This is a genomic window from Streptomyces flavidovirens DSM 40150, from assembly GCF_000429085.1.
Lineage (GTDB): Bacteria > Actinomycetota > Actinomycetes > Streptomycetales > Streptomycetaceae > Streptomyces > Streptomyces flavidovirens.
Window position 1 is genome coordinate 1 of the sequence record NZ_AUBE01000042.1, and the last position, 18,292, is coordinate 18,292.

The 18,292-nt window shown below is 66.9% G+C and carries 20 protein-coding genes; 3 read left to right on the plus strand and 17 right to left on the minus strand.

What is annotated here, in order from left to right; genetic code table 11:
• Positions 1-133 precede the first annotated feature (133 nt).
• From G412_RS36740 to G412_RS0130305, 15 genes are all read right to left on the minus strand, one after another.
• Positions 134-1,417 carry a tyrosine-type recombinase/integrase gene (locus G412_RS36740; protein WP_051338712.1) on the minus strand — a complete coding sequence of 428 codons (1,284 nt, stop codon included), beginning with the start codon at positions 1,415-1,417 and terminating at the stop codon, positions 134-136.
• A gap of 11 nt (positions 1,418-1,428) precedes the next feature.
• Positions 1,429-1,668 (minus strand): excisionase family DNA-binding protein, encoded by a 240-nt coding sequence (locus G412_RS0130240; protein WP_028815300.1) that lies wholly within the window; start codon positions 1,666-1,668, stop codon positions 1,429-1,431.
• A gap of 271 nt (positions 1,669-1,939) precedes the next feature.
• Positions 1,940-3,490 (minus strand): YfjI family protein, encoded by a 1,551-nt coding sequence (locus G412_RS0130245; protein ID WP_167546504.1) that lies wholly within the window; start codon positions 3,488-3,490, stop codon positions 1,940-1,942.
• Positions 3,487-4,413, minus strand: a complete 927-nt coding sequence (locus G412_RS0130250; protein ID WP_028815302.1) for a bifunctional DNA primase/polymerase — start codon at positions 4,411-4,413, stop codon at positions 3,487-3,489. The genes G412_RS0130245 and G412_RS0130250 overlap by 4 nt, the downstream gene beginning before the upstream one ends.
• A gap of 85 nt (positions 4,414-4,498) precedes the next feature.
• Positions 4,499-4,972: a hypothetical protein gene (locus tag G412_RS0130255; RefSeq protein WP_028815303.1), complete on the minus strand. Its 474-nt coding sequence runs from the start codon at positions 4,970-4,972 to the stop codon at positions 4,499-4,501.
• A gap of 19 nt (positions 4,973-4,991) precedes the next feature.
• Complete coding sequence (locus G412_RS0130260) at positions 4,992-5,273, minus strand: hypothetical protein (protein ID WP_028815319.1); 282 nt, start codon at positions 5,271-5,273, stop codon at positions 4,992-4,994.
• A complete protein-coding gene (locus G412_RS0130265) occupies positions 5,267-5,878 on the minus strand; it encodes a hypothetical protein (protein WP_028815304.1) in 612 nt (203 codons plus the stop codon). The genes G412_RS0130260 and G412_RS0130265 overlap by 7 nt, the downstream gene beginning before the upstream one ends.
• A gap of 11 nt (positions 5,879-5,889) precedes the next feature.
• Complete coding sequence (locus G412_RS0130270; RefSeq protein WP_028815305.1) at positions 5,890-6,078, minus strand: hypothetical protein; 189 nt, start codon at positions 6,076-6,078, stop codon at positions 5,890-5,892.
• A 24-nt stretch (positions 6,079-6,102) separates the two neighbouring features.
• A complete protein-coding gene (locus G412_RS0130275; RefSeq protein WP_028815306.1) occupies positions 6,103-6,354 on the minus strand; it encodes a hypothetical protein in 252 nt (83 codons plus the stop codon).
• A 139-nt stretch (positions 6,355-6,493) separates the two neighbouring features.
• On the minus strand, positions 6,494-8,701 hold the full coding sequence (locus tag G412_RS0130280) for a cell division protein FtsK (RefSeq protein ID WP_028815307.1): 2,208 nt from the start codon (positions 8,699-8,701) through the stop codon (positions 6,494-6,496).
• A gap of 96 nt (positions 8,702-8,797) precedes the next feature.
• Positions 8,798-9,034, minus strand: a complete 237-nt coding sequence (locus G412_RS0130285) for a hypothetical protein (RefSeq protein ID WP_028815308.1) — start codon at positions 9,032-9,034, stop codon at positions 8,798-8,800.
• Positions 9,035-9,063: 29 nt separating this feature from the next.
• Positions 9,064-9,453 carry an RRQRL motif-containing zinc-binding protein gene (locus tag G412_RS0130290; protein ID WP_051338713.1) on the minus strand — a complete coding sequence of 130 codons (390 nt, stop codon included), beginning with the start codon at positions 9,451-9,453 and terminating at the stop codon, positions 9,064-9,066.
• Positions 9,453-10,646: a hypothetical protein gene (locus tag G412_RS0130295; RefSeq protein ID WP_028815310.1), complete on the minus strand. Its 1,194-nt coding sequence runs from the start codon at positions 10,644-10,646 to the stop codon at positions 9,453-9,455. The genes G412_RS0130290 and G412_RS0130295 overlap by 1 nt, the downstream gene beginning before the upstream one ends.
• The gene (locus G412_RS0130300) at positions 10,646-11,287 is read right to left on the minus strand and encodes a GGDEF domain-containing protein (protein WP_028815311.1); all 642 of its coding nucleotides are present in this window, start codon (positions 11,285-11,287) and stop codon (positions 10,646-10,648) included. Before G412_RS0130300 ends, G412_RS0130295 begins: the two co-directional genes overlap by 1 nt.
• Positions 11,284-11,604, minus strand: a complete 321-nt coding sequence (locus tag G412_RS0130305; RefSeq protein WP_028815312.1) for a hypothetical protein — start codon at positions 11,602-11,604, stop codon at positions 11,284-11,286. The genes G412_RS0130300 and G412_RS0130305 overlap by 4 nt, the downstream gene beginning before the upstream one ends.
• 822 nt (positions 11,605-12,426) lie before the next feature.
• Between G412_RS0130305 and G412_RS0130310 the strand changes: the two genes are divergently transcribed.
• Together G412_RS0130310 and G412_RS0130315 are read left to right on the plus strand one after the other, a co-directional pair.
• Entirely contained in the window at positions 12,427-13,185 is a 759-nt protein-coding gene (locus tag G412_RS0130310; protein ID WP_028815313.1) for a helix-turn-helix domain-containing protein, read from the plus strand.
• A gap of 2 nt (positions 13,186-13,187) precedes the next feature.
• Complete coding sequence (locus G412_RS0130315; RefSeq protein ID WP_028815314.1) at positions 13,188-13,661, plus strand: NUDIX domain-containing protein; 474 nt, start codon at positions 13,188-13,190, stop codon at positions 13,659-13,661.
• Here the strand turns inward: G412_RS0130315 and G412_RS0130320 are convergent.
• On the minus strand, positions 13,649-14,221 hold the full coding sequence (locus G412_RS0130320) for an HD domain-containing protein (protein WP_028815315.1): 573 nt from the start codon (positions 14,219-14,221) through the stop codon (positions 13,649-13,651). The genes G412_RS0130315 and G412_RS0130320 overlap by 13 nt on opposite strands.
• Positions 14,218-14,685 carry a GntR family transcriptional regulator gene (locus G412_RS0130325; RefSeq protein WP_028815316.1) on the minus strand — a complete coding sequence of 156 codons (468 nt, stop codon included), beginning with the start codon at positions 14,683-14,685 and terminating at the stop codon, positions 14,218-14,220. Before G412_RS0130325 ends, G412_RS0130320 begins: the two co-directional genes overlap by 4 nt.
• 364 nt (positions 14,686-15,049) lie before the next feature.
• Here G412_RS0130325 and G412_RS38775 point away from each other — a divergent pair, with 364 nt between their 5' ends.
• Positions 15,050-16,768 carry a restriction endonuclease gene (locus G412_RS38775; RefSeq protein ID WP_157839206.1) on the plus strand — a complete coding sequence of 573 codons (1,719 nt, stop codon included), beginning with the start codon at positions 15,050-15,052 and terminating at the stop codon, positions 16,766-16,768.
• The last annotated feature ends 1,524 nt before the right edge of the window (positions 16,769-18,292 follow it).

Below are 18,292 nucleotides of genomic sequence, written 5' to 3' on the forward strand. Positions count from 1 at the left end.
CTTGGAAAGCGTGTTGGGGGCAACCCCTCACGAGTTCGAATCTCGTATCCTCCGCACTCGCCCACCTGGGCAAACGAAGGGCCCCACCGCTGAGCGGTGGGGCCCTTCGTGATCTTCCGTCTCAGTTTCCGTCTCAGTTGGAGTCTGAGGGGCTTCCGATCGGGCCTTCCGCAGCGTCCTCGCCCGCTCTTTCGTCGGCGCCCCAGAGCGCGTCACCAACCTGCTTGGCGACCTTCTTCAAGAGCGGACCGGTGACGTGCATGTACCGGGCGCGCATCCTCGCGGACCCCCCGGGCTCCCAGCCCATGATGGCGTCCACCACCACATCGGGGACCCCGAGCAAGAGCAGCACTGTCCCGGCAGTGTGCCGAGCGTCATGGAGTCGCCCGTCTCGTACGCCCGCGTCCTCCAGCAGTTTCTTCCAGTGGTGGTAGTCGGTGTTCGGGATGAGCGGGCCACCGGTCGGCTGGGCGAAGACGTAACCCTTATCCTCCCAGTCCTCCCCGGCCTCTTTCCGCTCCCGGTTCTGCTCCTCCCGGTGCTTGTGCAGGAGCTTGATGAGCGGCACCGGAAGGCCGATGGTGCGGCGGCCGGCACGCGACTTGGTGTTCTTGTGCTCCCGGCGGATCTGCCTCCGCTCCGGGCAGTAGCCCGGCTTGCGGCCGCAAGTGTCCCCGCAGCCATGCTCGTACTTGGGCCGCAGGCGGTTCTTCCGGATGCGGATGTATCCGGCGTCCAGGTAAACGTCTTCCCACTTGAGTCCGAGCGCTTCGCCCTGGCGCAAGCCGAGTGCCAGGGCGATGACCCAGCGGGCGCTGTTGCGGCGCTTCGAGGCCTCCAACAGGAGACTCTGGATCTCCTCGATCGTGTACGGCTCGATCTCCTCCTCGTCGAGCCGAGGGGCTTTCGCGATCTCGGCAACGTTCTTGGTGACGTGGCCACGCCGGACGGCTTCGCCCAGCGCGACGCGGATCGTCCGGTGAGCGTGGTGTGCGGTTCCGGCTGAGCTGCCGTTCTTCTGCATCCGCTCGTAGAACTCTTCGAGGTGTTCGGGTTCCAGCCGCTCCAGCTTGTGGGCACCCAGGCCGGGCACGAGGTGGACGCGGACATCCACCTCGTAGCCGTCGTAACTGTTCTCGCTGACGTACTTCTTGGCGATGTTCTCAACCCAGTGTTCAAGCCACGTCTTGATGGTCCACTGCTGTCCCGCCTTCCGGACTTTGCCATCCTTGCGCTGGCGTTCCAGCTCGCGGACAGCAACGGTGACTTCGGCTCGGGTCTTTCGCTCAATGTGGCGGCGATCCGGCTTGCCGTCCGGCCGTACGCCAACGGTCACGCGGCCGTGCCACTTCCCGTCGTTACCGAGGTAGATGGACGACGCGCCGTTGGGCTGTCGAGTGCGCTTCTTCTCTGTCACAGGCAGCCTCCTCAGGCAGCGGTGGGGGTGGACCGGTGGGCTTGACGGCGCCGTTCCACGTACTCGTGAAGGGCAGCCACGGGCACGCGGCGCAGTCGGCCTACAGGGATCGATTCCAGCTCGCCGGAGGCGATCAGGTGGAAGCAGAGGGTTCGCCCGATGCGGAGCCTGCGGGCAGCCTCTTCGACCTTGAGCAGGACCAGCGTTGGGTCATCTGCCGCGAGAGGCGCGGCGTCATGGGTGTCGTGCATCGGCTCGCTCCTTGGCGGGCCGCCACAGAAACCACGAAATACACAGAAAGCCGGGGCAGGTGCTCTGACCTGCGAGAACTCCGGTGGGGAGGGCTGCCACAGAAATCACGGGAAGTCCCACAGAAATAAGGGGCCCGGGGTGGGCGGGTATTTGTGTGGGACTTCCGTGGGTTTCTGTGGCGGCGGCCTGCCTGCCGCCCCTGACGGCGTTTGTGCAGGTCAGGGGCGGGGCGGGGTTATTTCTGTGATTCTGTGGTTTCTGTGGCGGAGGTCAGATGGCTGGGTCGCTCAGCTGGGGGTGGATGAGGTAGCGCGGGGACGGTGGCCGGCCCCTGCCTCCGGTGCGCACGGCGGGCTGGCAGCGGACGTATCCGTGGTCCTCCAGCAGGTCCAACGCGGGGTCCAGGTCAGCGACCGTGGGGAACTCCGAGCGGGAGAGCTTCACCATCAGGTCGCGCTTGCTGACCTCGCTCCACTGCTGGGTTCGCAGCAGCTCCAGCACCGTGTGGGCGCGGTTGGCGGTGTGGTCGGCGCCCATGAGGTCGAAGACCACCAGGGCGTGGCCGGTGAAGTAGTCGATCAGCTTCACCGCCGCACGCATGGTGTCCGCGCTGACGGGCTCGGTATGCCCGTTCGTGGGGTGCGCGGCCAGGTGCAGGAGACCTGCCAGGCGGCAGGTTGAGCCGCCCAACTTGTTGGCCCAGTTCCCGACATGGGCGAGGTCTCCGCCGCGCGGGCGAAGCCGCGGTTCCTGCCTTTCCTCGAACGTGACGAGCACGTCGCCCGCCTCCGGGGAGAGCTGGAGTACCGCCGCGTCGGTCCAGTCCGCGAGGAACATGGTCAGGGCGGTGACGTTCTCCTCGTAGGTCGCGGCCACCGCGTCCGGGATCGGTTCGGGCAGGATCTTGCGGTGCCCAACCAGGGAGGTGGGCAGCGAGTAGAAGAACCTGGCCAACAGGCCCCGGTCGTTGGCGCCCTTGATGCGGCCGATGTCCTCCAGGACGGATGGCTGCACCGTCAATCCCATGGTCAGGGCGGGGGATTCGATGAACTCCTCACGGCCCCGGCGGTCCACCCTCAGCCGGTCGCCTGCCTGCCCACGCAGGAACACGTCCAGGTTGGGGGTGCCGGAGTAGCGCCCGGCAATGATGTCGAAGATGCCGCCCTCCGCCGACATGACGGAGAGCCTGCCGCCCTGTTCGGCCAGCAGCGAGGCGATGACTTCGGGGGTGGCGTCATCGGCCAGCAGCCGGGGTTTGGCGGGCACCGTGACCGCCTCAGCAGCCTGTGCCAGGCCGATGGCCTCAGCTACGAGCTGGTCCCGCTTGTCCGCGTCGGCGCGGGCTGCCTTGGCTGCCGCGTTGTCCGCGACCTCCTTGGCGAGCCTGGCGGTGATCTCCGCCCCCACGATCCGCCCGGCCGACTGTGTGACCAGCAGCGCCTCACAGCGGTAGAGCGGGTCAGCCATGAGGTTGAACACGGCGCTCTTGCGGTTGCCCGGCGGCAGAGCGACGACCACGAACACGTTCACGGGCTCACGCCACCGACCCCGGACCTCCACCACGGCGCGGCCCCCAGCAGCAGTTCCCAGCACCGCCAGCGCGAGGGAAGCGGCCATGTCCACCGGCGTCTGCGTCTCCTCAGCGACCGCGCGCACGTAGTCCCCCAGCCAGGCCGGGAAGACCTCCGTGGGAAAGGCCGGCAGTTCCCGCCGTGCGGTGAGCGGGATCGGCTCCTCCCACGGCGCCGCTGTTGCCTGCTGTGCGTCCAGGGCCTCGAATCCGGCCCACAGCTCGGAACTGTCCACAGGCTGTGCACTCATGCCGCACTCGCCTCCCCAGCGCCGCCCCGGATCAGGCCGGAGCGGATCGCGGTGCGGCACTCGGAAGCGGGCAGGCCGATCGACTGCCCGGCGCTCATCAGCTCGCTGGTGACGGCGGTCTCCGTGAGGTCGCCGGTGCGGACCAGCCGGGCCAGCGCGTAGGCCGCGCCGTACACCGCACGATTACGACCGCCCTCGCGGGCGGACAGCACCTTTTCCAGCTCCCCCCGCATGGCGGTGGTGCTGTAGGCGGTGGCGTTGCGCATCCGGGCCGACAGCTCCGACAGCGGCATCGGGGCCGGTGCGGGCTTGGGGGTCAGCAGGTCACTGAGCCACGCAGGGAGGGGGGCGGCAGGGGCCTCGTGAATGATCTCGTACGGCGCGCCGCCCACCACGCTGCCGGCCGCAACCACGTACCCGCCCCAAGCGCGGGTATCGACCTTCCACCCCAGGCTGCCGCCCGTGCTGCGTAGCGTCTTTCCCTCAGGGGCGGTGAAGTACAGGTGCTGTCCGCCACGGCGGGTGCGCACCGTGTACGTCTCGAACGGCAGCCGCTCCCCCGCGCGCTCGCACAGCACGGCGAACACGTCCAGGCCGTCCGCCATCCCCGCCCACTCGGGCGGTGCGGTGTCCGTCTCGTCCTTGGGGATGTCGAGGTCCACCACCACGAGTTGGGCGGGGCCGGTGGCGATGCCGACGTTGTACGGGGCCGCCTGCCAGCACGCGGTGATGTGCCCGGCGTCGAGGGTGGCGCGCTGCTCGGGGGTGCGGTGCCCCTCGGTGCACCGGCCGGAGCGGGGGCAGGCCCGTTCGGGGTGCCCGGCGGGCCGCTTGTCACCGGGCCGCAGGGGGAAGACGGGCCAGCCGCGCTTAGCGGCAGCGACTGCGGCGCGCAGCAGCGCCGGGGTAAGGGTTGATGTCATGCTGGGGGTTCTCCTCGTTTCTGCGAAGGGACGGAGAGCCGGGGCGGTCGCGGTCTTTGGAGAGAGGCGACCGCCCCGGGCGTATCTACTGGCTCTTGCTCTTGACCCACTGGGCGTACTGCTGACGGACGTACGGGCGCACGTCGCAGGTGGTGCAGACGGCGGCGTCCATGTCCATCACCCGCTGACCTGCCTGCCGTGCCAGAGCGCAGGCATCGCCGTGGATGCCGTCGCTCTCGTCCTGGAGAGCGATGCGGTCCAGGACGGCGGCCTTGCGGAGCCAGAAGTCTCGTTCGAGCTTCCAGCCGCGCGGCTTGTCTGTGGCGGCCTGGGCGGTCCAGCCGATTTCGCTGATGATGCTCGGGGCGGTGGCGTACGCCTCTTCCGGCGTCGGCCAGGTCTGCGCGTTCGGCTGGTGGTCGGCGGTGACGTACAACCGGTCCTTTGCCGTGCTGCGCGACGGGTAGCGGCGTACGGCTCCGGTGTCGAACAGAGTGTTCAGGGTGGTGGTGATGCGGTCGGCGTCGGCCGGGTCGCAGATGACGCGGATCTCGAACATGGCTTCCTCTCGGTTGGGCTTAGAACGGCGGTTCGTCGCTGTAGCCGGTGGGCTGGCGGTGCCAGCGCTGGGGCAGCCGCGGTAGCGGCAGCAGGACCCATCGCAGGCCCTCGTTCCAGCAGTGGCAGGGCTCCCAGTCCGAGTCCTCGTACTCACCGGTCTCGGGGTGGCCGTAGGGGTGCTCGATACCGCCGATGCCGTCGCAGTCGCGGCAGTCGGGGCGAGGCGTGTCGGTCAGGATCAGCGCCGGACGGGGGAAGGTCGCGCGCTGGATACGCAGCCGGGGAAGGCGGTTCACCAGTCCTCCTTGGTGGTGTTGACGGCGGGCAGTTCGGGCAGCCCTGCCCGGGTGAGCTGGGCAGGGTCGAAGCCGGGCAGCGCGGCGCGGGCGGTGAGCGCCTGGGCGAGCGCCTGGGCGTACTGGGCACCCTCGCGGGCGACCTCGATCTGTGCCCCGGCGCGTAGGGCTTCGACGCGTTCGACGTGGGCGTGCTCCTCGCGCCGTTCGACGCTGTGCCGGTGGTGGGCGAGGTGGTCGCGGTGGTCGGTGCGCCAGTAGCGGGCGGCCAGGCCATAGGCGACGGCGGTGGCCAGCGCCCACAGCAGCAGCGGCAGCGGCAGGCCATCGGCGTATCCGGCTACGCCCGCGAGGGCGAGGCCACCGGAGGCGGCGAACGCGGCACCGGCGATGACCGGATCACCCGCGCGGCCAGCGGAGGCGAAAGCGCCGGCGGTCGCGGCCCCGGCAGCGAGCACGACCATCAAGGCCGCGTTGCCGACGCTGTGTTCAGCGCCGTTGGCGTTCCAGATCCGCCCCAGGATCAGCACCGTGGAGGTGGCCACGGCGGGGGCCGCTTTCGGGGCGGCGAGCGCCAGCCAGTGGCGGGCGACGATCGGTTCGTTCATGACGTGCCCTCCTACAGGTCGGGGAGGGCGTCAACCACGGCGCCCATGAGGCTGTTGACGGTGTCGGCGGCTCCGGTGGAGGCGAGGTAGAAGCCGAACATCATGGCGACGAACGCGCCGCCGTAGCCGACGACCTTGAAGCGGAGCATCACCGCCAGGGCGACGCCGAAGAACACGACGAGAGAGATGGTCAGACCCACGGGGGGCTCCTTCGCGAGTTGGGGTCAGCGGGTGCCGTCGCGGTGGATGCGCATGGCGACGTTGAACAGGTGGCGGCCGACGCGGATGCGCTTGCGGTCGCCACGGCAGCGGCGGCATGTCTTGCCGGGCTTGAGCCGTCCGCGCCTGTCCTTCTTGAGCGCGTAGCCGAAGCCCTTGCACTTGCGGCAGTTGCCGAACGGGCTGGACGCACACAGCCCGGCGTAACAGAGCGTAAACAGCAAGGTCAGCAGGCTAGCGGCGGCTATGAGGGTCACAAGGGGCCTCCCAGGCCGGCTTGAGGGTGCGCGAGGGGCAGCCCGCTAGGCACTAGCGGGCTGATCAGGGCGTATATGGGTTGCTAGCGGGGGTGCTAGACCTAGCGGGGGTGCCCGCTAGGTCTAGCGGCGGGTGCGGCTAGCCCGCGTCCCGCTTTCCGTCACGCTCCGCAATTGCGGTGGTGAGCTTGACGCGTTCGAAGCCGCGCCGGTTGGCGCCCTTGCCGTCCTCGGTCTTGCCCCACACCTGGCCCGTGGGGACGCCGTACGGCTTGAGGGCGGAGGTGAGCTGTTCGGCTTCCCAGCCGCCGTAGACCTCCGGCCTCAGCTCGGCCAGCCGCGCGACGGCGACTTCGTTCCACACCTTCGGTTCCTCCGGTGCGACGACCGCCAGCAGGTCGCGCAGCAGGTCGTAGCTCGCTGCCGCGTCCGCCTCCGGGGCTTCGCCTGCTGCGTGACCGGTCAGGGTTCCGGCGTCCTCGCGGAGCTGGCGGGCGCGGGAGGCGATCGTCTCCGCGATGACCGCGTCCACGTACACCGAGCGGACGATGCGGGCGTCACTGCCTTCGCCGACGAAGTAGTGGATGCCCTTGTCGCCCCAGGCGAACATCGTGGCCCGCACCCCGCGCTTGTACGACCCGGTACCGAGGACCATGTCGTTCTCGATCTGGCCCATGACCTTCATGCAGAACCGGGTGGAGGCGTTCGCGCTGATGCCGGTCGGCAGGGACTTGGAGTCCGGGCGCTGGGTGGCCAGCAGCAGCGTGATTCCGGTGGCCGGCCCCCGCTTGACCAGGTCGGTGCAGATCTCCTCGAACTCCGCCCCGTACTTGGGGTGTTCGAACCACACCTGGCACTCATCCACCCCGATCACGATCGGGTGGAGCCCCAGCTTGGGCTTACTGGCCAGCTCGGACGTGACCTTGGACTCCGGGCAGATGTCGCGGGGCAGTGAGCGGATCATCTTCGCCCGGCGCCGCAGTTCCTCCCGCAGCGCCCGCAGGTCCTGAATCGCGTACTCGATGTCCTCCTCGTCCTCACCGGCACGGTGGCGGTGGGAGCACTTCTCCCCCACCGGGTCCAGGTCGCCGGTGCCCTTGAGGTCGTAGGTGTGCAGCTCGGCACGGGGGTCCAGGGCCGCGATGAGCAGCAGCAGACGCAGCAGGAACGTCTTGCCCATGCGGGGGATGGCTCCGACGATGCCCGCGATGTACATCAGCGACAGGTTCACCCAGCGTCCGCGCTGGTCAGTGCCGAACGCGGTGGGCTTGAACAGGTCCACAGAACCCGACTTGACCAGCGGCCATACGGGCTGCTTGGCCTTGGACATGTCCTGATCCCCCACCCACAGCACCAGCCGTCCGGTGTGCTCGTCCGGCACCGCCTCCGGCCACACACACCCAAGAGGCCGGCGCAGACCGGAAGCCAGGCGGTCACGGCGGTCCATGACATCCGAGACCGTCACGCCGTACGGCAGGTCACCCTCCGCACGCCAGCCGGGGCCGTCGCGGGTGATCGGGGCGGAGAACACGAAACCGTCCCGGCCCTTGGCGATGGCCTGGTTGATCTGCGAAATCGACAGTGCGGCCAGCGCCCGCAGCACGATGTCCGACGTGAGCTTCTGCGCCTTGGGCAGCTCCACCGCCCGGTTGATGACCGGTGCGTCCGGCGACTCGCCCGCGTAGCCGAGTGCCATCAGCACCGCGCCGACCGAGACCGCCGCGAGCCAGGTGGGGGCCAGCACGTAGAGGGCGAGCGCGGCCCCCAGGCCGATGACCGATGCCAGGATGACGACCAGCGTGCGCAGTCGTACGCGGCCGTCGCGCTGGCGGGAGAGCTTGAGGTAGGTGGCCGCGTCTTCCCTCTCCACCATGGCCAGGCGTACCGGCTCGCCCTCCTTGTCGGCCACCCACCGCATGGTTCCTCCGATGAACTTCGCCGCACCGCGCGGCGACTGGAGTGCGAGGCGGGCGGCGTAGGCCGGGGAGCGGAAGACGTGATACCCGACCAGGTGGCCGTAGTGCCGCGCCACCCAACCGGCGGCCGTCTTCAGCTCGTCGGGGGACTTCAGCCACTCGGGGACGACCTGGCGGCGCTTGGCCCCGGCCAGCCGCCCCAGGTAGCCCGGCCCCTTCTGCGCGGGGCCGTCCACCATGACGCGGGCGGCCGGATCACCCGGCTCCGGCTCACGGTCGGCGGTGGGCTCGGTGGCGGGTGAGTCGGCCGACTCGCGGGCGGAGCGGACCTTGTCCAGGTCCACCACTTCCCCGCCCTGGTTGGGCTCGGAGTCGGCGGCCAGGTCGGCTTCGAGCCGGTTGAACAGTTCGCTTTCGTCGTCGTGATTCACTGCTGATTCCTTCCGGAAACGGAGGGGTTGGGAGGGGCCCGGACGGCGCTTTGGTAGGCCGACCGTCCGGGCCCCGCTGGGCGAAAGCTGTGCAGGTCAGCGCTTGCGCTGGTCGTCGGTGTCGAACGTCGCGTACGGGCCGTCGCTGGCCTTGGGCGCGTGCATCACGGTGTCGGCCACCGCGAAAAGCGCGGCCCCTGCGGCGGCGGCAACGGCCAGTCCGGGGTGACCCATGTCGGTCGCGACCCGGGCCGCGCCCTGAGCTGCGGAGTTCACCTTCAGCACGCTCGACGGGTCGTTGGTGGCGCTCGTGATCCGGTCGTACAGGCCCATGGAAGGGTCCTTTCAACGGGAGGGGCACATCAGGCAGCGCACTGGTCTTGGGAGTAGGCGCAGGTGGTGCACATGCCGAGTGAGGTCGGGATGCGGTATCCGGCGTCCCGCCGGCACTCCGGGCAGACCCGCTGGGCGGCGTTCGCTTTGGCGAGCGCCGCCCACTTCGCAGGCGTCATCGGCCGGACCGGCTTGGCGTGGTCGATGCGGTACAGGTAGGCGACCCGAATCGGGCTCTTGCCCTTGCGCCAGTAGCGGCGCGAGTACCACAGCACCTGCGCGGCGACGTCCTGCCCGCCCGGGCGCAAGCCGCGGGCTCGAAGCTGACGTCGCGTCGCATAGTCCTCGGGAGCCAGCCGCCAGCCGAAGGTGGGGATGCCGTAGCGAGTGCCGTCCGGGTCATGAAGACGGCTGGCCATCACGCGGCCGTCGCCTCAGCGCCGCCGCCCTCGGCGCGCTCAGCCTTGAGCGTGTCGCGGAGCATGCGGCCGTTGGCGGACGACGTACGGACCGCCTTGCGGATCGCATCGGCCGTCAGCTCACCATCGGACCAGTCGGCCGTAGCCTCGCGGGCCTCACTCAGCAGTTGGTCGGCGGTCCGGGTCGGTCGGGGCGTGCGGGCCGCCTCGGGTACCCGACCGGTCGCCCGACGCGGCGTGTGCGCCACGGCGGCGACCGCCTTGACCGGAGCCGACTCAGTCGGCTCGGTCGGCAACCCGAGACCTTCCAGGACGCGATCACGGGCTGTCTGCTCAAGGTCAGCCGACTCGGCATCAGTCGGCGCGACAACCGGGAACGGCTCGCCCGACTCGGTGGCCGGAGCCGGGTCAACCGGCTCGGGGTCCGGCTCCACGTCGGCCGACTGGAGCGCGGGCACCTCCCGCATGGCGGGTACCGGTTCGGGGGCCGACTCGTGCAGGTCAGACCCCAACCGATTTATGGCGATCTTTGCTGTTTCATCCTGGTATGCGGAAGGGGCGGTGAACATGGCCGCCAGGGCGGCGTCCGCTCCGCTGGTGACGCGTTCGCGCTGGATGTCCAGCAGGCGCTCACCCAACGACGCGTCGCCCAACCCGACCTTCCGGGCCAGCTTCCAGGACGTGCGGTCGGACGACTTCCGTACTCGCGCCTGCGGGTGGTTCACGGCTCGGGCCCGGTGGTAGGCCAGCGCCCGCACCACAGCAGCGGCCTTCGCTTCGGCCTCGATGTCGCGCCCGTCCTGGTGGACCACGATCCGCCGGGCAAGGAAGGCCATGCCTTCCGCCGACACGCACATGCCCATCGGCGTCACCGCGTAGATCACGGTGCGGCCCGGGTCATCGGCTGCCGTCGCGGCCATCGCTGAGGCGGCGGCGGGAAGAGCCCACAGGCCCAGCCGGATGATGGTCGGGGAGGACTGCCCCAGCATGGTCAGACCGAGCAGTACGAGCGCCAGGACGGCGGTCGCGCCCTCACCGGCCGCGACCGCTCCGAGCGCCGTGCCTTTGCCGTAGGCGTGGCTGATGTTGCTGTACGTTCCCGCGCCACCGGCGACACCGGTGGCGAGCATGGGCACGAACGCAGCCGCCAGGACGACCTTCTGTGCTGTGGTCAGTGACTGTCGGGTGGTCATCACGCCACCTCCCAGCCGGTGCCCCGGCGCCCCTCGCGGCGGCCGTTGACCGTCTCGCGTACCGGGGTCAGGCCCTCAGCGACGTACCAGCCGCCTCCGGCCTCTTTCGCCACGTACATCGCCTCATCGGCCCGGCGCATGAGCGCGGGCAGAGTGCCGGCCAAGTCGCCGTCGTCGCGGATGGCGCCGATGGAAGCGCCCAGCTCCACACGCTGGCCGTCGAAGGTGAACGGCTCGCACAGCGTCTCGTGCAGGTCCTCCAGAGCCGACTGCAGATCCACGTGGTGCGCGGCCGCGATTACGGCGGCGAACTCGTCTCCGCCCAGCCGTGCCGCGCATCCGCCCATGCGGATTGCCCAGTCGTTCAGGCGTGCGGCGACGATGACCAGCCCGACATCTCCGGCCGCGTGGCCGTGGGTGTCGTTCAGGGCCTTGAAGCCGTCGAGGTCAATGACCACTACGGACGTGAGGCTCTTGCGCAGGTCGCGCCCGGCGCGGGCCTCGAACGCCTCACGGCGCATCAGGTTCGTCAGCGGGTCGCGGCGGGCGGCCTCGATGCGGCGCCGCAGCCGCAGGCTGTGCACGGACCATCCGGCCGCGAGCGGCAGGGCTGCGGCCAGAGCTGTCAGGGTCTCGCTCATGCCGCCACATCCCCGGCCTGGGCGGAACGGTCGGCGGCGCGGGCGGCGCGCAGGAACGGCACCGTGCGGGTGAGCGCGTCCGCGTACAGCGCGTCCCACGCGGCGATCTCGTCACCGCCCTCGCCCTGGGCGGCCAGTTCCGCGATTACCTCGCGGGCCACCGCCTCACGGGCCGCCCGCTCCTCGGGCGACTCCGGGGTGAGCGGGCCACGGAACAGGTCGCGGTCAAGGCCCAGCGGCAGCTCGTCGAAGCCCAGCGCCAGCTCTTCGAACTCCATGGGGTTCAGCACCTGGTGGTTGCCGATGTAGCTACGCATGCGGATCTCTCCTGAAGCGAAGGGACGGAGGAACCGGGCGCGGTCGCGGTCTTGGAGAGAGACGACCAACCCGGCGTAGAGCCCTGTGATTCCGGCTCCCCTCAGCCCCGCCCGTACGAGACGGGCGGGGGAGGCAACCGGCCGCAGAACAAGCGCTGCGGACGTTGGCTAAGCCGCGCGAGAAGCACCGGAGGTACGCCGGGACTCCCTCGCGCAACGGGTCATGTGGTGACGCTGTGGGCATGGCTGCCGGTGCCGGTCCAGCACGGGCAGCGCCTGCGTATGTAAGCGGGCCATGACGATCTCCGATCACGGAGAAAGGAACGCGAGAGCTTCACCGGTGCCGTGGCCATGGCATTCCGGTCCCGAGCCTCGCTGTTTCGGGGCGCCCTATTCGCACTGCTCGGCGCCAGCAGAACGACCGCAAGCCGACCGCACCCCTCACGGGCCCAGCACCGGCATCAACCACGGTCGTCGACGGTCATCACCCGGCCGTCGCAGCGACGGGGAAACCCCGTCGAATCATTCGTTCACTGTTCAGTTCTCAAGGCGGTTCCGCTCCCAGCCCGTCGGCGTGCGACAACGTCGCCTTCCCAGGACTTCCGGCTGGTGCGGGTGCTGCGTGATGCGGTAGCTCTATTACAGGTATCGCATCGAGTTGCGTCAAGTAGCACGGCCGAACTTCGTGGCTTCGAGCCGGGGGCTTCCTGGCGCACCATCAGAATCGGTGCAGGTAGGGGGCGTTGTTTACCCCGCTCGTGGACAGCTCAGGTTGATCTGGCTACCGTCAAGAGCTCCCTAGACGTCCCATCGGGGGTGGAGATGTCCAACGAGCGTTTGCGTTCAGCTCTCTTGGCGCAGGGCATGACCGTGCAGGATCTCGCTGACTCGATCGAGGTGAACCCGAAGACAGTCGAGCGCTGGATCACCCAGGGCAAGGTTCCGTACCGGCGCCATCAGTACGCCACCGCGGCACTGCTCAAGGTCGACGTGACAACCCTGTGGAGCGATTCCCGTGCCGTCGACAGCGCCACCGACCTGAGCAAGGCGGAGATCGTCACCATCTATCCGCACCGTCACATGGTGCCTGCGGGCCTGTGGCGCGAGCTGTACGCGCGTGCGGAGACGCACCTCGACGTTCTCGTCTACTCCGGACTATGGCTGTCCGAGGACCCGCTGTTCCACGACCTTCTCAAGGCGAAGGTGGAGCGGAACACCCAGGTGCGCATCCTGCTGGGAGACCCCGATTGCCCTGCTGTTAGGCAGCGAGGCATCGACGAAGGGCACCGGATCATGGACGGGAAGATTCGCAACGCCTTGATGAATTACCGCCCGCTCTTCGCGAGTCATCCGGACATTGGATTCCGGCTGCACGATGCCACGCTCTACAACTCCCTTTTCCGGGCAGATGACGAGATGTTGGTGAACACCCACGTCTACGGCATCGGCGCCTACATGGCCCCGGTGTTCCATCTACGACGCCTCCCCGGCGGGGGGCTGTTCGACACGTACGCGAATAGCATCGAGCAGACCTGGGGCGGAGCACGCCAGGTGACAGATCACGACATCAAGGGAGCCTGAACATGGGACGCATCGACTACCTTCACGACCCCGACGCTCCGCCGGCCAATTCCGTCGTGCCTTCCGTTGTTGCGTTCGTGCAGAACGACGCGGGGCAAGTGCTGATGATCAAGCGCTCAGACAACGGCCGGTGGGCGCTGCCGGGAGGTGGCCATGATGTTGGCGAGTCCATCAGCGACACCGTGGTTCGCGAGGTCTGGGAAGAGACCGGGATCAAGGCGGAAGTCGTCGACATGTCGGGGATCTACACCGACCCCGGCCACGTGATGCTGTACGACGACGGCGAGGCCCGGCAACAGTTCAGCATCTGCTTTCGCGCGCGGCCGGTCGGCGGTGACGTTCGCACGAGTGACGAGACGACACAGGTCCGCTGGGTCGACCCAGCGGACCTGTCAGAGTTCGACGTCCACCCGACCATGCGCCTCAGGATTGAGCACGCGATGGACCGGACGCGGACGGTGCCTTACATCGGTTGACGCTGGGCGGTGGCGAGCCGTTCGAGGACCCGCGCTGTGCTCGCGAGAATCTCCGGTTCGGCGCGACGGATGAACGTGCCGATCAGGCTGTCCGGCCCGTAACGTCCGGCGATCTCGTTCACCCGGTCCACCGGATTCGTAGGGCTGCCGTCCGGGGTGGTGTTCATGTCGCAGTAGCAGAGCGCGTCATTCAGGTGGGAGTGCTCCCTGGGGAACTCAGCCTCCAACTCGTCGCGCAGACCGCGTGCCTCCGCTTCCATCCACGCACATGAGTGGTGCGCCACGAGACGTACGACGCGTTCGTCGGCGTGGGCCGTGTCTCGGAGGTGCCGCGCGCCATCCAGCGGGTGAAAGCCAGTCTTGGCGAGGTCCGGCGAGTAGCCGATGTCATGGAGCACTGCGGCAGCCTCCATCAGATCGGCGTCCGCGCCGAGGATCGGGGCGAGTGTTCGGGCTCGCTCCGCTACCCCCAGCGAGTGCTTCCACCTACGGGGGAGCGGCTTAGCCAGCAGCGATTCGGCGAGGGGGTAGGCCCACTCAGTCAAGCTCGTGGTGCTCACGGCTGTGAACGCTCCTCTTGGTTCGGCAGGGCTCGGACGGTCCGCACCTTCCCTTGGCCTCCCTCTGACAGGAGTCCGGCGACCTCCAGCTTGTCCAGGGCTTTGGCCACCGTGGGTCGTGATACCCCGAACCGTGTCGATAGCGCGGACGCACTGGGGAACGCTTCCCCCACCTTTAGCCCGTCATCCGTAATCACATCGGCGATGCGGTCGGCCAGTGGCCGGCGGTTTGCGTGCTTCCCTTCCCTGATCACCCTCCAGCGGCCACCGGGTACCGGTTCCGCGACCCCTTCCTCCCGCAGCACGCCGAAGGCTCGGAGTACGACGCCGCGGGACACCCCATGGGCCTCCATCAGGTCCGCCAGCTTCGGGAGCTCGGCCATCTCGGGGTTGGACCGGATTTGAATCTTCACCGCCTCAGCGATTTGCAAGAAGGTCCCCCGAGGGTTGGTCTGCTGCGACACTCGCTCTCCCTCTCCATCCACCCATCGTCTGGCTCAAGCCTCGCATGCTGTGCCTGCGAGGCCGGTGTCCCTGCCAGGCCAGCAGGTAGCCCCCGTTCTGAGTTGATCGTCAGTGTGTGGGCCAGGAGGCCCCGCCAGGGAGCTCTGACTCGCTCAGGGAGCAGTCCAGCTCTGGGCCAACCGAATCCGCGACGCTCTTGAGGACCGCCCGGGCCGGAGCGCGGTTTTCTCGGCCACCTGCCAGACACCACGCTTCGTGAAAGCGCGAAGTTAGTTCAGACGGAAAGGTCGATAATCCCACGCTAGCCGAGCTCATCTCGCTGAACCTTAGAAGTTCGCTGCAAGTCAGTATAAAATGGTTCCTATGGCCAGAGTGGAGTGGACCCGCCTCAGTGGAGACGAAGTAGAGGAAGTTGTAGCGATCCTCCTTTCACGGAGGCTTCCCAGTTCAGAGAGGATTCGACCATCTCGTGGAGACGGTGGAATCGATATTCTGTTGCGTGGCGAAGATGGGCGCTACCACGTCTTCCAGGTTAAGAAATTCGCCGCTAATCTCAAAGCCTCCGAAAAGAAGCAGATTGAGAAATCGTTCAAACGCCTCGTGAAGTACACGTCTGATCGCGGCATGTTGGTTTCTGGCTGGTCACTGGTCACCCCACTGGATCGAACAAATGAAAATAGAATCTGGCTCGAAACCTTGACGAAGGGAGCGGGATTTAGCGTAGAGTGGCGTGGCCTGTCTTTTGTTGACGGATTGGCATCCGAATTCCCTGATGTGGTGGACTACTATCTCCGCGACGGTAGGGATCGGTTGGAAACTGCCGTTGCTAGTCTAACGACGCTGCTCCGCATGCAGTCCGACTTGGATGACTCGTCGAAGAAATTCGAGCCAGGGGATGCCAGCGCGAGTCTGTATAGCCTACACGAACAGATGAATCGTTATGATCCGCACTACAGGTATGACTTCTCGGTCGATGCGGAACGGCCGAACGCAGAACTGCTCGACGTTCCCGGGCTTGTCTGCGCGGTCCAGGAATCCAATGGGAAATCCCATGTAACCATAAAGGTGATCACGCGATTTGCGGACGCCGTTCAGGTTCGGCCAATTCCGTTCAGCTTTAGGGTCTCGGCTGAAAAGGGGAGTGAGCTGGAGAGGACTATTCAAGACTTCGGTAATTTCGGAGTGCCAGTGACGTTTCCCGTTGAGGGAGTTGAGCTGTCGTTGCCTGGCGGCCTGGGCGTTGAGTCCTCCGCGGGGGAGGTGAGCATTGGATTGCCGAAGAAGGGCTCAATGCCCTCCCATGAGATGCGGTTTGACATTCTAGATCCGTCCGGCGTGACTCTTGCTAGTACCGGCATGGTCATGCATACAGTGACGAAGGGCAGAGTGGGCGCCGACCTCTATGGGACAGAAGAGAATGGCGTATTCAACCTCACCCTCCGCATGGTTTTTCCGAACCTGTTGTCTCGGGTAAATATTAAAGCTAGTAACGATTCCCTTACGGGTAAGAGGTTGGAATCAGTACTGCCTGGGCTGAACTTTCTGGCAAACTTTCACGCGCCTAACGTGCTCAAAATGATCGATCCATTCACAGGGGCTCAGGCTGGCTCCGCGGAGCTTGGCGAGGGAAGCGAGCATTCTGGGGCCGATGCTATTCGTGTATGCGTTGAGGATCTGCTGAGCATTCAGGAGGTTGTAGGTAGGAGAATCCTCGCCCCCGATTTCTCGGTAGTTCCACTTGAAGACACAGAGGAATGGTCCCGAGCGGCACGTCTAATCCGTGGCCAGGATGTTGAGATCACTTGGGATTCGATTGCCATCCATATTAAGCCCGGTTTTGAGCAGAGCATATTTGACCAGTTCCCCGGGGCTCTGGTTCTTCGCTATCCAATGCTCGTTGATGTGGCGGGGGAGAATTACGATGTAGGTTTGTGCCAGTTCTGGACTCCCGGTGCCCAGCTCAAGAGTCGGGAAGGCGTCGTGATTGTCGAGGATCAACAGGTCTTCGCCGTACCGATGGACGGATCGCGGGGTGTCCTACGAATGGGTGGGAAATCTGATCCGCCAGAGCTACAGGGCTAATTAGGAAGCGCACCCTGGCATTGGCCTGTGGCGCAGATGTGCTCCACCTGGCTGTGGAAGGGGCGTCCGAGCTGGCTGGGGCCCTGGGCCATGCGTGGGCCAGGACGGGCAGGCGAGTCGCCTAGCGGCGTATCGATACAGGTCCGAGCGCTGCGGAGGCTCAAGGCGCGACGGTCTTGAAAACCGTCGGGGCAGCGATGTCACCGTGGGTTCAAGTCCCACACCCACCGCACGACATCAGCGAAGTAGCTGGTCAGAAGGGGTACTCCGGCCTCGGGTTACCCCTTTCGCGGTCACGGCTGTCTTACTCTTTCTCGCCGATGTCCCAGCCTTGACCAGTGCGTATGGGCCATCTGTGCGCCAAGGTCACCGCATACCGCGTCTCTCTGCCGGTCCGACTTGAGTGTCGACGGAGACAGCGCCGATCAGTTCCGCAGCTGCCAATGCCATGCCTCTCTGATGCTCCAAGATCTCCTCCCACGGAAAGCCTGGTCGGCGACCATCGTGAACGTCGCGAACGGTGCTGAGGAGGCGATCACAGTGGCTCAAGACCCTTTGGTACGTCGTCAACACCGCCGGGTGCGCCACGGTAGCGAGCGAGGCCGCCCGCCCACATAGCTGTCGGAACGCTGTATCGAACTCTAGGAGAGCTTCCACTGCCGTAGAGCCATCGCCGATCTCCGAACGACAGTTGACGAAGTCAGCGAGCTTGTTGTGGACGGCGTCCGCGTCCTGCAGCACGTCGGTGTAGATCGCCCGTCGCTCCTGGCGTAACCAGTGTTCAAACTGGTCCTGGGCCTGCTGCCTCGCCTGCTCTTGCATGGCTCGGGCTGATCTCTCAGCGCCTTCACGAGCTCCCCGTATGGCTGCGTACCCGCCTGCTGCCGCACCGCCCAAAGCTCCCACTAGCCCTACGATCGCGGCTACCAAAGCTGCCCAACCTTGATCCAAGGTGATCCCTCCCTGGGTTCACGACCGTAGACGAAGACGGCTCCGTCTGGCGTTGGTTTGGTGCGGCATGGGCGGTGCGCTTGAGCCTCTATCCCTCCTGGTCAGCTACAAGGCCTTGCTCAATGAGACGGTTTGCGTGCTCTGAACCGCCCTTCAGGATCTTCGCGTAGGAGCGGTACAGCACGGCGATGCTGTGGCCGGCGCTAGCGGCGACCTCGGTCGGGTCCACTCCCGATTTGATGCAGAGGGAAACGCCCGCGTGCCGCAGGGAGTACGGCACGGCCGCTAGTCCCTCCTAAGGCGGGGGTGTGGGTTGCCGCCACCGGCCCCGTCTTACAGCCGGACGTGTGCCAGGTGTGGGCCATGCTGCTCCGTCTCAGTTTCCGTCTCATTCATCTCCGTACGTCGGCGTTCATGGCCGTACTGGCTGCGGATTCACCGGTGCCCGTGAACAGCCCTGAACGCAGGCGGACGTCTACGAATAGGGCTGTGGACTGCACCAACAGACTTGGAAAGCGTGTTGGGGGCAACCCCTCACGAGTTCGAATCTCGTATCCTCCGCACTCGCCCACC

Bases quoted from the DNA above. Each gene is read 5' to 3' on its own strand.
- G412_RS0130250 (WP_028815302.1), bottom strand. From the start codon at position 4,413: ATGACATCAACCCTTACCCCGGCGCTGCTGCGCGCCGCAGTCGCTGCC.
- G412_RS0130285 (WP_028815308.1), bottom strand. From the start codon at position 9,034: ATGGGCCTGTACGACCGGATCACGAGCGCCACCAACGACCCGTCGAGC.
- G412_RS0130305 (WP_028815312.1), bottom strand. From the start codon at position 11,604: ATGCGTAGCTACATCGGCAACCACCAGGTGCTGAACCCCATGGAGTTC.
- G412_RS0130290 (WP_051338713.1), bottom strand. From the start codon at position 9,453: ATGGCCAGCCGTCTTCATGACCCGGACGGCACTCGCTACGGCATCCCC.
- G412_RS0130240 (WP_028815300.1), bottom strand. From the start codon at position 1,668: ATGCACGACACCCATGACGCCGCGCCTCTCGCGGCAGATGACCCAACG.
- G412_RS0130300 (WP_028815311.1), bottom strand. From the start codon at position 11,287: ATGAGCGAGACCCTGACAGCTCTGGCCGCAGCCCTGCCGCTCGCGGCC.
- G412_RS38775 (WP_157839206.1), top strand. From the start codon at position 15,050: ATGGCCAGAGTGGAGTGGACCCGCCTCAGTGGAGACGAAGTAGAGGAA.
- G412_RS0130255 (WP_028815303.1), bottom strand. From the start codon at position 4,972: ATGTTCGAGATCCGCGTCATCTGCGACCCGGCCGACGCCGACCGCATC.
- G412_RS0130295 (WP_028815310.1), bottom strand. From the start codon at position 10,646: ATGACCACCCGACAGTCACTGACCACAGCACAGAAGGTCGTCCTGGCG.
- G412_RS0130315 (WP_028815314.1), top strand. From the start codon at position 13,188: ATGGGACGCATCGACTACCTTCACGACCCCGACGCTCCGCCGGCCAAT.
- G412_RS0130310 (WP_028815313.1), top strand. From the start codon at position 12,427: ATGTCCAACGAGCGTTTGCGTTCAGCTCTCTTGGCGCAGGGCATGACC.
- G412_RS0130245 (WP_167546504.1), bottom strand. From the start codon at position 3,490: ATGAGTGCACAGCCTGTGGACAGTTCCGAGCTGTGGGCCGGATTCGAG.
- G412_RS0130265 (WP_028815304.1), bottom strand. From the start codon at position 5,878: ATGAACGAACCGATCGTCGCCCGCCACTGGCTGGCGCTCGCCGCCCCG.